12 protein-coding genes and 1 pseudogene are annotated in these 12868 nt (G+C 64.6%); 11 read left to right on the top strand and 2 right to left on the bottom strand.

Features of this window, described 5'->3' with window-relative positions; all coding sequences use genetic code 11:
* The first annotated feature begins 28 nt into the window (after positions 1–28).
* The 8 genes from bamA to ABS45_RS11830 are packed head-to-tail and all read left to right on the top strand — an operon-like array spanning position 29 to position 7848.
* Positions 29–2326, top strand: a complete 2298-nt coding sequence (bamA, locus tag ABS45_RS11865; RefSeq protein WP_291555736.1) for an outer membrane protein assembly factor BamA — start codon at positions 29–31, stop codon at positions 2324–2326.
* An 8-nt stretch (positions 2327–2334) separates the two neighbouring features.
* The gene (locus ABS45_RS11860) at positions 2335–2859 is read left to right on the top strand and encodes an OmpH family outer membrane protein (protein WP_291555735.1); all 525 of its coding nucleotides are present in this window, start codon (positions 2335–2337) and stop codon (positions 2857–2859) included.
* A 25-nt stretch (positions 2860–2884) separates the two neighbouring features.
* Positions 2885–3886 (top strand): UDP-3-O-(3-hydroxymyristoyl)glucosamine N-acyltransferase, encoded by a 1002-nt coding sequence (lpxD, locus tag ABS45_RS11855; protein WP_291555734.1) that lies wholly within the window; start codon positions 2885–2887, stop codon positions 3884–3886.
* The gene (gene fabZ, locus ABS45_RS11850) at positions 3883–4326 is read left to right on the top strand and encodes a 3-hydroxyacyl-ACP dehydratase FabZ (protein WP_291555733.1); all 444 of its coding nucleotides are present in this window, start codon (positions 3883–3885) and stop codon (positions 4324–4326) included. Before lpxD ends, fabZ begins: the two co-directional genes overlap by 4 nt.
* Before the next feature lie 13 nt (positions 4327–4339).
* Positions 4340–5128: an acyl-ACP--UDP-N-acetylglucosamine O-acyltransferase gene (gene lpxA / locus ABS45_RS11845; protein WP_291555732.1), complete on the top strand. Its 789-nt coding sequence runs from the start codon at positions 4340–4342 to the stop codon at positions 5126–5128.
* A 14-nt stretch (positions 5129–5142) separates the two neighbouring features.
* A complete protein-coding gene (lpxB, locus tag ABS45_RS11840) occupies positions 5143–6285 on the top strand; it encodes a lipid-A-disaccharide synthase (RefSeq protein ID WP_291555782.1) in 1143 nt (380 codons plus the stop codon).
* Positions 6260–6883, top strand: coding sequence for a ribonuclease HII (gene rnhB / locus ABS45_RS11835; protein ID WP_291555731.1), 624 nt, complete (start codon positions 6260–6262; stop codon positions 6881–6883). The genes lpxB and rnhB overlap by 26 nt, the downstream gene beginning before the upstream one ends.
* Complete coding sequence (locus ABS45_RS11830; RefSeq protein ID WP_291555730.1) at positions 6880–7848, top strand: RNA methyltransferase; 969 nt, start codon at positions 6880–6882, stop codon at positions 7846–7848. Before rnhB ends, ABS45_RS11830 begins: the two co-directional genes overlap by 4 nt.
* A gap of 24 nt (positions 7849–7872) precedes the next feature.
* Here the strand turns inward: ABS45_RS11830 and ABS45_RS11825 are convergent, their stop codons facing one another.
* Positions 7873–8082 (bottom strand): hypothetical protein, encoded by a 210-nt coding sequence (locus tag ABS45_RS11825; protein WP_291555729.1) that lies wholly within the window; start codon positions 8080–8082, stop codon positions 7873–7875.
* A gap of 282 nt (positions 8083–8364) precedes the next feature.
* On the opposite strand from ABS45_RS11825, the gene ABS45_RS11820 reads away from it, so the two are divergent.
* A complete protein-coding gene (locus tag ABS45_RS11820; protein WP_291555728.1) occupies positions 8365–8955 on the top strand; it encodes a C40 family peptidase in 591 nt (196 codons plus the stop codon).
* A gap of 51 nt (positions 8956–9006) precedes the next feature.
* Here the strand turns inward: ABS45_RS11820 and ABS45_RS11815 are convergent, their stop codons facing one another.
* Positions 9007–9399 carry a DoxX family protein gene (locus tag ABS45_RS11815; protein ID WP_291555727.1) on the bottom strand — a complete coding sequence of 131 codons (393 nt, stop codon included), beginning with the start codon at positions 9397–9399 and terminating at the stop codon, positions 9007–9009.
* Between the two features lie 303 nt (positions 9400–9702).
* On the opposite strand from ABS45_RS11815, the gene ABS45_RS11810 reads away from it, so the two are divergent.
* Positions 9703–11676 carry a lamin tail domain-containing protein gene (locus ABS45_RS11810; protein ID WP_291555726.1) on the top strand — a complete coding sequence of 658 codons (1974 nt, stop codon included), beginning with the start codon at positions 9703–9705 and terminating at the stop codon, positions 11674–11676.
* Positions 11677–11981: 305 nt separating this feature from the next.
* Positions 11982–12868: pseudogene (locus ABS45_RS11805) on the top strand (IS110 family transposase); the annotation flags it as partial.

Here is a 12868-nt window from a genome sequence, read left to right as displayed (position 1 = left end):
CCATCGTGCGACGGCTGGCGCTTCATTCATGAAAAATTTCTTTCCTGCTCTGGGAGCGCGCCACGCATTGGCTGCTGCTTCCCTGGTATTGGCGGCGCAGGCCGCGTGGGCCCTGCAACCGTTCAAGGTGCAGGACATCCGCGTCGAAGGCCTGCAGCGCGTGGAGCCGGGCACCATCTTCGCATCGCTGCCCATGCGCGTGGGCGATGAGTACACTGACGAAAAGGGCGCCGCCGCGATTCGGGCGCTGTTTGCCCTGGGCCTGTTCAAGGACGTGAAGCTGGAAGCGCAGGGCAATGTGCTGGTGGTGGTCGTCGAAGAGCGGCCGACGGTGGCTGAAGTCGAGTTTGCCGGCATCAAGGAATTCGACAAGGACCAGCTCAAGAAGGCGATGCGCGATGTCGGTGTCGTCGAGGGCCGTCCGTTTGACAAGGCGCTGGCCGATCGCGCCGAGCAGGAGCTCAAGCGCCAGTACATCAACAAGAGCCTGTACGGGGCCGAGGTGGTCACCACCGTCACGCCGGTGGATCGCAATCGCGTGAACCTGACCTTCACGGTGACCGAGGGCGAACCGGCCAAGATCAAGGACATCAGCATCGTCGGCGCCAAGGCGTTCAGCGAATCGACGCTGACCGACCTGTTCGACCTCGATACCGGCGGCTGGATGAGCTGGTACACCAAGAGCGATCGCTACTCGCGCCCCAAGCTCAACGCCGATCTGGAAACCCTGCGCTCTTATTACCTGACGCGCGGCTACATGGAGTTTCGCATCGATTCCACGCAAGTGGCGATCGCGCCGGACAAGCAGTCCATCTCCATCATCGTCAACATCACCGAAGGCCCGCGCTACGTGGTGTCTGGCGTGACGCTGGCGGGCAACTATCTGGATCGCGACGATGAGTTCAAATCGCTCATCACGATCAAGCCGGGCGAGCCCTACAACGCCAATGCGGTGACCGACACTGTCAAGGCGATGACCGACTATTTCGGCAATTTCGGCTATGCCTTTGCCAAGGTCGAGGCGGTACCCGAGGTAGACCGCGAGAACAACCGCGTGCAACTGGAGCTGCGTGCCGACCCGTCGCGGCGCGCCTATGTGCGGCGCATCAACATCGACGGCAACAACCGTACGCGCGATGAAGTCGTGCGTCGCGAGTTCCGGCAGTACGAGGCCTCCTGGTACAACGGCGAAAAGATCAGGCTCTCGCGCGACCGCGTCGATCGACTGGGTTTTTTCACTGAAGTGGGCGTCGAGACGCAAGAGGTGCCAGGCGCGCCCGATCAGGTGGATCTGCTGGTGCACGTGACGGAAAAGCCCACGGGCATGATCCAGATCGGCGCCGGCTATTCGACGGCGGAAAAGATTTCGCTCACCTTCGGCATCAAGCAGGAAAACGTCTTCGGTTCCGGCAATACCCTGGGCATCGACGTCAACACGGGCAAGTTCAACCGCACGATCGTGCTCTCCACGACCGACCCGTATTTCACCAAGGACGGCATTTCGCGCACGCTGGACGTCTTCTATCGCACCCAACGGCCCTACCAGTACCAGGGCGGCGACTACAAGCTAGTCACCGAAGGTGGCAGCGTGCGTTTTGGCATTCCGTTCAGCGAGCTCGACACGGTTTATTTCGGCGCTGGTGTGGAGCGTACGCGCATCAAGTCGGGCACCAACATTCCGGCGGCGTATCTGGCCTATGCCGACAAATACGGCGCTTCCAGCGTTGCGATACCGCTCACTATAGGCTGGTCGCGCGATAACCGTGACAGCGCGCTGGCGCCCAATTCCGGGCGCTTGCAGAAATTCACTACCGAGTTGTCTTTGGCGGGCGATGCACGCTACGCCAAATTTGGCTATCAGTACCAGCAGTACATCCCATTGACCAAGCGCTACACGCTGGCCTTCAATGGTGAAGTCGGTTATGGAAAGGGGCTGGGTGGACGGCCCTTCCCGGTGTTCAAGAATTACTACTCGGGCGGCCTGGGTTCGGTGCGCGGTTTTGACCAGGGCACGCTGGGCCCGCGCGATGTCACCGGAGCCATCCTGGGCGGCACCAAGAAGATCACGCTCAACACCGAATTCATGGCGCCGTTCCCGGGCGCCGGCAATGACCGTACCCTGCGCTGGTTCGTGTTTGTCGATGTGGGCAACGTCTACGGCGACAATGACCCGTGGTCACTCAAGGAGCTGCGCGCCTCGGCAGGTTTGGGTCTGAGCTGGATTTCCCCGCTCGGGCCGCTGCGACTGGCTTGGGGCCAGCCCATTCGCAAATTCGCTGGCGATAAAATCCAGCGCCTTCAATTCCAGATCGGTACTTCATTCTGATGTTTTCCATGAACCGTTTTTTTCGCAGCCTTTCCGTCATTGCCCTGGTGGGAAGCATGGCAGCCGCTGTGCCTGCAGCAGCCCAGGCGCAAAGTTTGAAAGCCGGGTTTGTCAACACCGATCGGATCTTCCGCGAAGCCGATGCCGCCAAGGCGGCGCAGGCCAAACTGGAACAGGAGTTTTCCAAGCGCGACAAGGAAATGCAGGACCTCTCCAAGGCCCTCAAGGCAGCGTCCGACAAGTTCGAGCGCGATGCGCCGACCATGTCCGAGAGCCAGCGCCAGGCACGCCAGCGCCAGCTGGCCGACCAGGACCGCGATCTGCAGCGCAAGAACCGTGAGTTCCAGGAAGACCTGAACGCGCGCAAGAACGAAGAGCTGGCGCAGGTGCTGGACAAGGCCAACCGCATCATCAAGACCATGGCCGAGACGGAGAACTACGATGTCATCCTGCAGGAGGCCGTCTACGTGAATCCCAAGCTGGACATCACCGACAAGGTGATCAAGGCCATGAATGGTGCTGCGGGCAAGTAACGCCCTGCGCTGCTGAGGACGGGACGTGGGCTTGCGCCTGGGTTCCATTGTCGATGCCTTGGGCGGGAGCCTTGAGGGTGGCGACAGAGATCTGACGATTGAGCGCATCGCGCCGCTGGACACGGCAACCAGCGGCGATCTTTCCTTCCTGAACAATCGGCGCTATGCAGCCCAGCTGGCTGCGAGTCGCGCGGCGTGCGTGATCGTCGCACCAGCGCTGCGCGAACAGGCGCTTGAGCGCGGCGCATGCATCGTCACCGACGATCCCTATGCCTACTTCGCACGCGCAACGCAGCTGTGGGTGCGCCAGCTTGGCCTGGGTGCGGTGGCCGGCGTGCATCCGAGCGCCGTGGTTCACCCCGAGGCACGGGTTGACCCAAGGGCCAGCATAGGTCCGCTGTGCGTGGTCGAGCGCGGCGCGGTGATCGGCGCGGACACGGTGCTCAAGTCGCGCGTGTGCGTCGGCGCGCGCTGCCGCATCGGCGCACGCTGCATCCTGCATCCGGGCGTGGTGATCGGGGCCGATGGCTTCGGCTTTGCGCCCGAGGGTGGCGCGTGGATCAAGATCGAGCAATTGGGCGCGGTGCGCATCGGCGACGATGTGGAGATCGGTGCCAATACCTGCATTGACCGCGGCGCGCTGGACGACACGGTGATCGAGGACGGGGTCAAGCTCGACAACCTGATCCAGATCGCGCACAACGTGCACATCGGGCAGCACACGGCCATGGCGGGCTGCACGGCGGTGGCCGGCAGCACGCGCATCGGCGCGCACTGTACGATTGCCGGCGCTGCGTCCATCATCGGGCATCTCAGCATCGCGGACCGAACGCACATTTCCACCAACACCGTCGTCATGCGCTCTATCACCCAGCCGGGTGGGCATTACACCGGCGTCTTTCCCATGGACGACAATGCGCACTGGGAAAAGAACGCTGCCACGCTGCGCCAGCTGTATCGGCTGCGCGAGCGCGTGAAGGCTCTCGAACAACAATTGCAGGACGCCGCCAGAGCCCCAAAACCATGATGGACATCCAATACATCCTCAATCAGCTGCCCCACCGCTATCCTTTCTTGCTGGTGGACAAGGTGCTTGAACTGGAGCGCAACCAGCGCATCCGTGCTATCAAGAACGTGACCTTCAACGAGCCGTTTTTCACCGGCCACTTCCCGGGCCGGCCGGTGATGCCTGGCGTGCTGATCCTGGAAGCGCTGGCGCAGGCGGCCGGGCTGCTGGCGTTTGATGCGATGGGCCAGGTGCCGGACGAGAACAATATTTACTACTTTGTCGGCATCGACGGTGCACGCTTCAAGCATCCGGTGGTGCCCGGCGATCAGCTGATTCTCGATATCACGATCGACCGGGTGCGCGGGGGCATCTGGCGCTTCAATGGCGTTGGTCGCGTGGGCGAGAACGTGGCGGCGGAGGCGCAACTCATGTGCACCATGCGCCACGTCGGCGAGTGAGCGTGGGACGCGCGTGAGCCTCATCCACCCTACGGCGATCATCGATCCGCAGGCGCAGCTGGGTGCCGGCGTCTGCGTCGGGCCGTATGCCGTCATCGGGCCAACGGTTGCCATCGGTGCACGCACCCGCGTGGGCGCGCATTGCGTGATCGAGGGCCACACCAGCATAGGCGAAGACTGCGCCATCTTTCAGTTTGCATCGCTCGGAGCGGTGCCGCAGGACAAGAAATACGCCGGCGAGCCGACGCGCCTGCGCATCGGCCATCGCAACACCATCCGCGAGTTCTGCACCTTCAATCTGGGCACCGCGCAGGACCGTGGCGAAACCACCGTGGGCGACGACAACTGGATCATGGCCTATGTGCACATCGCGCACGACTGCGTGGTCGGCAACCAGACCATTCTGGCCAACAACGCCACGCTCGCGGGGCATGTGCATGTGGGCGACTGGGCGATCGTCGGCGGGCTGACCGGCGTGCACCAGTTCACGCATGTCGGCGCGCATGCGATGGCCGGGTTTGGCAGCCATATTGCGCAGGATGTGCCGCCCTTCATGATGGTCGATGGTCACCCGCTGGCGGTGCACGGCCTGAACGTCGAAGGCCTGCGCCGCCGCGGGTTTTCCGCCGAGCGCATCGCCACGCTCAAGCAGGCCTACCGCGTGCTCTACCGCGAGGGCTTGACGCTGGCGGCCGCCATCACGCAGATCGATGAGCTGGCCGAAAGCCATCCGGACTCGGAGGAAGACCTCGTGTTGCTGGGTGGCTTCCTGCGCCGCGCGCAGCGCGGCATCGTGCGTTGACCGCAGCCCTGGCCATGGCGTCGGCGCCGCGTGTGGCGATGGTGGCGGGCGAGACGTCCGGCGATCTGCTGGCCAGCCTGCTGCTGGGCGGGCTCAAAACACGCTGGCCGGGCGTTGCCAGCATGGGTATCGGCGGCATGCGCATGGCGCAGCAGGGTTTTGACGCCTGGTGGGACAGTGAGCACCTGGCGGTGCATGGCTACAGCCTGGAGGTCGTGCGGCGCCTGGCGGGTATCTGGCGCATACGCCAGCAACTGCGCTCGCGCCTGCTGGTGCAGCGCCCGAATGTGTTCATCGGTATCGATGCACCGGATTTCAACCTGGGCCTGGAGCTGGGCTTGCGCAGCGCAGGCATCAAAACCGTGCATTTCGTCTGCCCCTCGATCTGGGCCTGGCGACCCGAACGCGTGCACAAGATACGTGCCGCGGCCGATCACGTGCTCTGCCTCTTTCCCTTTGAGCCTGCGCTGTTGGCCGAACACCGCATTGCCGCCACCTACGTGGGCCACCCGCTGGCCAATGTCATACCGATGCAGCCCGACCGGGCGGCGGCACGTGAGGCGCTGGGCCTGCCGCTGGAGGTGCCGGTGCTGGCGCTGTTGCCCGGTAGCCGCCGCAGCGAAGTGGCCTACCTTGCTTCGGTATTCATTCAGGCGGCAGCGCTTGTCAAACAAGCGCGAACAGCTATCAAAATAGTGATTCCCGCGGTGCCCGCGTTGCGCCAGCAGCTGGAACAGCTTGTGCAGGCGTGCGGCATGGCGGAGCAACTCATCATCGTGACCGGCCGCTCGCACGAGGTGCTGGCGGCGTGCGACGTGACGCTGATCGCCAGCGGTACCGCCACGCTGGAGGCGGCGCTGTTCAAGCGGCCCATGGTCATCGCCTACCGCATGCACCCCTGGAGCTGGCACCTGATGCGGCGCAAGCAATTGCAACCTTGGGTGGGCTTGCCCAACATTCTTTGCGAGGATTTTGTCGTGCCGGAACTGCTGCAGGACGCCGCCACCCCGCGCACGCTGGCCGATGCGGTGCTGCAGTGGCTGGATGACCCCGGGCGCACGCGCGCCCTGGCGCAACGCTTTGAAACCCTGCATCAGAGCCTGCAGCGCGATACCGCGCGGCTGGCGGCCGATGCCGTGGGAGCGCTGCTTGGCTGAACAAGCCGTGTTCGACTGGAACCATGTGCCAGGCCTGATCGCCGGCGTGGACGAGGCTGGCCGCGGGCCGCTGGCCGGCCCGGTGGTGGCGGCGGCGGTCATCCTCGACCCCGCCCGACCCATCGCGGGGCTGGCGGATTCCAAGGCGCTGACCGCTGCAAGGCGTGAAGTGTTGTTTGCGCAGATTCAGGCACAGGCCCTGTGCTTTTGCATTGCCCAAGCGAACCGCGAGGAGATCGATCGCCTCAACATCCTGCAGGCCACGCTGCTGGCGATGCAGCGCGCGGTGCAAGGCCTGACTACTACGCCAGCGCGCGTGCTGGTCGATGGCAATCGCCTGCCGGTGCTTGCCATCCCTTCCGAGGCGATCGTAAAGGGCGACGCCAAGGTGGCGGCGATTTCCGCCGCCTCCATCCTGGCCAAGGTCACGCGCGACCGCTGGTGCGCGCAGTTGCACTCGCGCTTTCCGCAGTACGGGTTCGAGCGGCACAAGGGCTATGGCACGGCGGAGCACCTGGCTGCGCTGGCTGAGCACGGTGCCTGCGCCGAGCACCGGCGCTCGTTTGCGCCCGTGGCCCGCGTTCTGGAGGGGCGATGAACACGCATGAACCGGCGCTGATCCAGTCGCGCGAGAACCCGCTGGTCAAGCAGCTCAAGCGCCTGGCGCAGGAAAGCGGTGCGTACCGCAAGCAGGGCCGGGTGTGGGTTGAGGGCGAGCATTTGTGCAGCGCGGCACGGCTGCGCGGCTGGCAGCCCGAGGTGGTGGTCTACGCGGAGTCGGTTTGGTGCGCGCAGGCCCCTCACCCCTCCCTCTCCCCAAAGGGGCGAGGGCGATCGGTCGCGCTGATTTCGGACGCTGCCTTGCCGAGTCGAGAGCGCCTCCCGGTTTTTCTCCCTCTCCCTCTGGGAGAGGGCAGGGGTGAGGGCCCGCCGCTGGGCATGCAAAACAAATATCACAAGCAAAATAGGCATCCAGCGCCCGCCCACCAAGCGCAAGCTGCTATCAAAACAGTGGTTATCGCCGATGCTCTTTGGCGCGAATTCACCGCGCTCGAATCACCCGAAGGCGTGGGCTGCATCCTCATCCTGCCTGAGGCCCCAGGCCTGAAGCCCAACGCCCCCACGGTGGTACTCGACCGCGTGCAGGATGCCGGCAACGTCGGCTCCATCCTCAGAAGTGCCTCCGCCTTCGGCTTCACGCAGATCGCCGCCATCAAGGGCACGGCGCTGCTGTGGTCGCCCAAGGTGCTGCGTGCGGGCATGGGCGCGCACTTCGCGTTGCGGCTGGTGGAAGGGCTGGATGAAGCGGCGCTCGATGCCCTCAAGCCGCCCTTGCTCGCCACCAGCTCGCACCAGGGCGACTGGCTGCACCGTGCTGAGCTGCCCTGGCCCTGCGGCTGGCTGCTGGGGCATGAGGGACAGGGCGTCTCGCCCACGCTTCAAGCACGTGCCGCGCGGCACATCCGCATCGCGCAGCCGGGCGGGGAAGAGTCACTCAACGTCGCCGCCGCTGCTGCCATCTGCCTGCACGCAAGTGGCGCCGGGCAGGACCGAACGCGATAAGCCCTGCGCTCTGGCGGGAGGCTTTTACTGAAACGCCCCGGGGTTGGCGCGTTTTGGCCTCCCGCTGGCGGTGCCGGCGATACCCATCACGATGCCCGTGATCGCGGCGAGCGCCAGCAGCAACAGGAGGCAGGAGACGATGAAGGTCACGGCATGCACCTTGGACTCCTTGCCCACCATTGCAAGCAACACGAAGCCGGTGATGCACAGCAGGGGAAACAGTGCCCACGGCACAGGCCCCGCCTGCAAGGGCGCCAGCCCCAGGGGCCGCAAGCAGACGGCCGTTTAGCTTTAACGTTGTGCGAATGCGAGACAAAGTCCTCCAGAAGCGTTGGGGAGGCTTGCCCCACCCGGGCTATGCGGCGCAATCCGCCGGACGGCGGTGATTTTTGATGCTGCATCACCCATTATTTTGATAGCTGCAAACGGCGCACTTGCGCCGTTTTTTAATGAAAACCCATCCTGAAACATCTTTGCGCTCTGGCGGCCGCGGAAAATCCGTTATCCTCGCGCCCCATGTCCCGATGGTTCGCAATCCTGGTGCTGGCATGCAGCACCGCCGCTTACGCTGCCCCCGACCCCGTCTCCGCCACACCTCAGGAATCCGCCGCGTGGACCGCGCAACTGCGTGACCACTGGGCAAGCATGAGCCAGGGCATGGCAGGTCAAGCGCAGGAAGTGGCAGACCACACCACCGACCTCGTCGCCACCGCCATGGGTTTCCTTGGCGTGCCCTACCGCCGTGGCGGCAACAGCGCCGAGACGGGCTTTGACTGCAGCGGGTTTGTGCGCAGCATGTTCGAGCAGACGCGCGGCCTGCTGCTGCCGCGCCGCGCTGTCGAACAAGCCGCGCACACGACCCGGATCGACAAGAAAGACCTGCAGCCGGGCGATCTGGTGTTCTTCAACACCATGCGCCACGCCTTCAGCCACGTGGGCATTTACATCGGCGATGGAAAATTCATCCATTCACCACGCAGCGGCCAGCGAGTGCGTGTGGAAGACATGGGAAGCCGCTACTGGCGCTTGCGCTTCAACGGCGCACGCCGGGTCGCCGACCCAGGCCTGGCCGGCACCGGGCTGCGGGCAGACAGCGGCATTCGCTAGCAGCCCAAGGCATGCTGCAGCCGCCTGCGGCGGCGCGATGCGGAAAAATCGTCAGCTACCCGACCCTGACCGCTTGCGATCCAGCGCCCAGGCCCCGCCACCGGCGGTCGAGAGGTACAAAAAGATGAAGCAGAACAGCGCCGCCGATTCGCCCTTGTTCTTCAGCGGCAGCCAGAAGTCCCCCATCGAGGCATGCGCCAGAAAATAGGCAACCGCCATTTCACCCGACAAAATGAAGGCCACGGGGCGCACGAACAAGCCAAGAATCAGCAACACCCCGCCCACCAGCTCCAGCACCATCGCCACGCCCGGCAGCGATCCCAGCGGCACGCCGCCCTGAAATTTCATGATGCCGTGCAGCAGGAACATGTAGGCTGCCGTGATGCGCAGCACCATCAGCGCATAAGCACGCAGATCGGGAGATGAAGTGTTGTTGACAGGCATGAATAGGTCCTTTGGAATGGGTTGATCCCCGCCACAATGTCCACGCTGGCGACAGGGCATTCGCAGTGTAGGGATTTCCGCCCGAGTCTGCTGGGCAGAGCCCGCGCGCAGACAGAGCACCGCGGCGAGTGCCAACACCTTCGACGGCCCAAGTGTGGTCGATATCGGTGACACTCCAAAAACAGAAGCTGATAGCGCACGCCACATGGGCGCTGCAGTGCTTTTTTGCCATGGAAAAAAGCGCATTCATTGGCATCTTGTGGCAGACTGCGCCGTTCATTGCACTTTGAAGAACACCAACGCATGCCCTCCAACACCCTGTCCCATCCGCGATCCGGCTTTTCACACTGGCCTGCCCTGCTCTTGGCCGCCGTGCTGGCGCTTGCGGCGTGCGGCGGCAGCGACGACGCACCGCTGATGCTCTCCGAGGTGTCGGCCAACGCGGCGGCCGATGACTCGGCCTGGGTCGAGGTATACAACCCCAACGAGCACCCCATCAACCTGGCCGATTACCAGTTGCGCACCGGCACGACCGACGGCAGCGCGGCAGGCGATCCCGCGCAACCCAAGGTCTTTGCGCTGCCCGAGGCCACGGTGCCGCCGCGGGGCGTGCTGGTGGTGGCCGCCGCGGTGAAGATCACGAGCTGGTCCAGCAACAACGCGCAGATCGTCTATGTGCGTGATGGCGCAACCAGTCCCTATTGGGGCAGCAGCGGCTTTGTCGAGCTGCTCTCGGGCAATCAAAGCGTGGACTTCGTGCGCTTTGGCAGCAGCACTGCAGCGCCGCTGAGCCCCGATGCCTGGTCCGGCCCCAATCTGCCCGCCCTGCCCGAGGGCGACGCGGCTTACGGCAAATCCATCGTGCGGCCCATGCCCAAGGGCAGCGCGCCTGCGCTCGATCGCGCTGCCAAGGCCTGGGCGCAGGTCAACTTCGCCACGCCCGCCGGCCCCAACGACATCGCCGCGGGCGTGGTGGATTCCGACGGCGACGGCATCCCCGACAGCGCCAAGCAGCCCGGTGGCAGCTACGGCGGGCTTGATCTGTACGCCATGGGCGCGCGCGCCGGTCAGCGCGACATCTTCTTGCAGATCGACCACATGACCGACCCCGACGACGGCCGCAGCGAACCCTGGCTGCAACCGCGCAAGGAGGCGCTGCAAAAGGTGGTCGATGCGTTCGCCAACAGCTCCACCAGCGGCAAACCCTACGCGCTGCACATCGACGTCGGCCCTCTGTATTCCGCCAACTTCAGTCCCAGGGATTTCAACCTGGGTGGCGGCCGGGAGGTGGCGTTTCACCCCTGCATCGGCGTGCCGTCCCGCCTCTTCGGGCAATGGGGGCCGCAGCAGGAGAACTGCGCCACGTTGCAGGAATACAAAAGCGCGGGCTTCGATCAGCGCCGCCGCCTGGTGTTTCATTACGCCATCTTCGCCAATTCCCAGCATCCGGACGGCAGCCCCAGCTCCTCGGGCATCGCGGAGCTGTACGGCAATGATTTCGTCGTCACGCTGGGCCGCCTGAGCACGGACGGCGGCACCACCAACACGAACATCGACGAGCCGCATGAATACCAGCGCCTGGTCAACGTCCAGGCCTCGACCCTGATGCACGAGTTCGGCCACAACCTGGGGCTGGGCCACGGCGGGGATGACCTGTTCACCAACTACAAGCCCAATTACCTGAGCATCATGAACTACCTCTACCAGATGGAGGGTCTGGGTGCGTCGTTCACCGACACGCGGGCCAACGACAGATATCTGCACGAAACCCAGGATGCCAGCTCGGCGCAACAGGTGGCCGTGTGCGAGCGCCCGGGCGGCAATCCGCCCGGCGTCATCACCATGAGCAACTCGCCCTGCACGGCCGAGTTCAAGATTGATTTTTCGAACGGCATCAGCCTGCCGCTGAACCCGGCCGAGGTGGACGAAGGCCTGAACATGGGCCGCGGCAGCGACCGGGGGGCCTACGCCGACTGGAACCACAACGGCTACCAGGACCTGCAGCCCTACGCGCTGTGCCTGAACCCGGCCAATTACCGCACGCCCTCGGACTGCCCGACGTCCAGGCTGTTGACCGATTTCAACGACTGGGACAACTTGGTGCTGCCGTTCTCGCGCTACTACAACGGTGCCAACAACGGCGCACCAGCGCAAACGCTGAACAAAAAATCCAGCCAATCGCGTGACACCCCGGTGCGGCGTCACCCGCGCCAGATCATTGTCGAGACCCTCACGCTGGCGGACCATCCCGCCGCACCAGGGTACGAGCGCCGGTAACACCCCACCGCGGACGCCGGCCCAGCAGGTATCGGCCGGCCCCCCCGAAGGAGTGCACAATCGCCCGATTCGCACACACCCGGTCAAACCGCGCAGGAGACACGCACCATGGTTCTCCAGATTTTTGGCGTCTTCATCATGGCCCTGGGGCTGTTGTGCGGTGGTGTGCTCACGCTCGCCCATGACGCCTAACGAATGAAAGGGACTTCCCCGTCCCGAGCGGCCCGCGCGCTTGCGGGAGACGGCAACCGAGTGCCACGATGGGAAGTGTGAAACCTCATCAACTCGCTCGAAAGGGGAAGTCCATGACCATCGTAACCGTAGGCATCGACCTTGCAAAGAACGTCTTCGCCGTTCACGGCGTGGATGGCGCAGGCAAGCCAGTACTGGTGCGCCCAAGCGTAGCCCGAGACAAACTGCTGAAGCTCATCGCCGCCTTGCCCCCGTGCCTCATCGGCATGGAAGCCTGCTCTGGCGCCCACCACTGGGCTCGGGAGTTTGAAAAGCTCGGCCACACCGTACGCCTGATGGCCCCCAAGTTCGTCGCTCCCTACCGCCTCTCGGGCAAGCGCGGCAAGAACGATGCGGCCGATGCCGCAGCGATCTGCGAGGCCGTCAGCCGACCCCAGATGCGCTTCGTGCCGCTCAAGAGCATCGACCAGCAAGGCCAGTTGATGGTGCACCGCGCTCGCCAAGGGTTCGTCGAGCAACGCACCGCCACCCTCAACCGCATCCGTGGCCTGCTCTCAGAGCTGGGCATCGTGCTGCCCCTCAAAGCTGCCACCGTGCGCCGTGAAGCACTGGCACACCTCGAAGACCTGCCCGGCTGGGCCAACACCGTCATCGGCGACCTCCTGAGTGACGTCACCCGGCTCGATGAACTGCCGAGTACGACCGCCACATCGCCCTCATGGCCCGCCACAGCACGCAGGCGCAACGGTTGATGCACCTGGGCGGCATCGGTCAGACCACCGCCATGGCTCTCGTCAGCACCGTGGGCAATGGCCACGACTTCGCCTGCGGGCGCAGCTTCAGCGCCTGGCTGGGCCTGGTGCCCGGGCAATACAGCTCCGGTGGCAAGCAGAGATTGGGGCGCATCACCAAGGCGGGCGACGCCTACCTGCGCAGCCTGCTGGTGCTGGGCGCCAGAGCGGTGCTGGCCGCCGCCATGAAGAGCGACAAGCTCAAGCAA

Origin of the sequence: Comamonas sp. SCN 65-56, from assembly GCF_001724135.1 — a bacterium.
GTDB lineage: Bacteria > Pseudomonadota > Gammaproteobacteria > Burkholderiales > Burkholderiaceae_C > Comamonas_C.
This window is presented reverse-complemented; position numbering and strand designations above follow the sequence as displayed.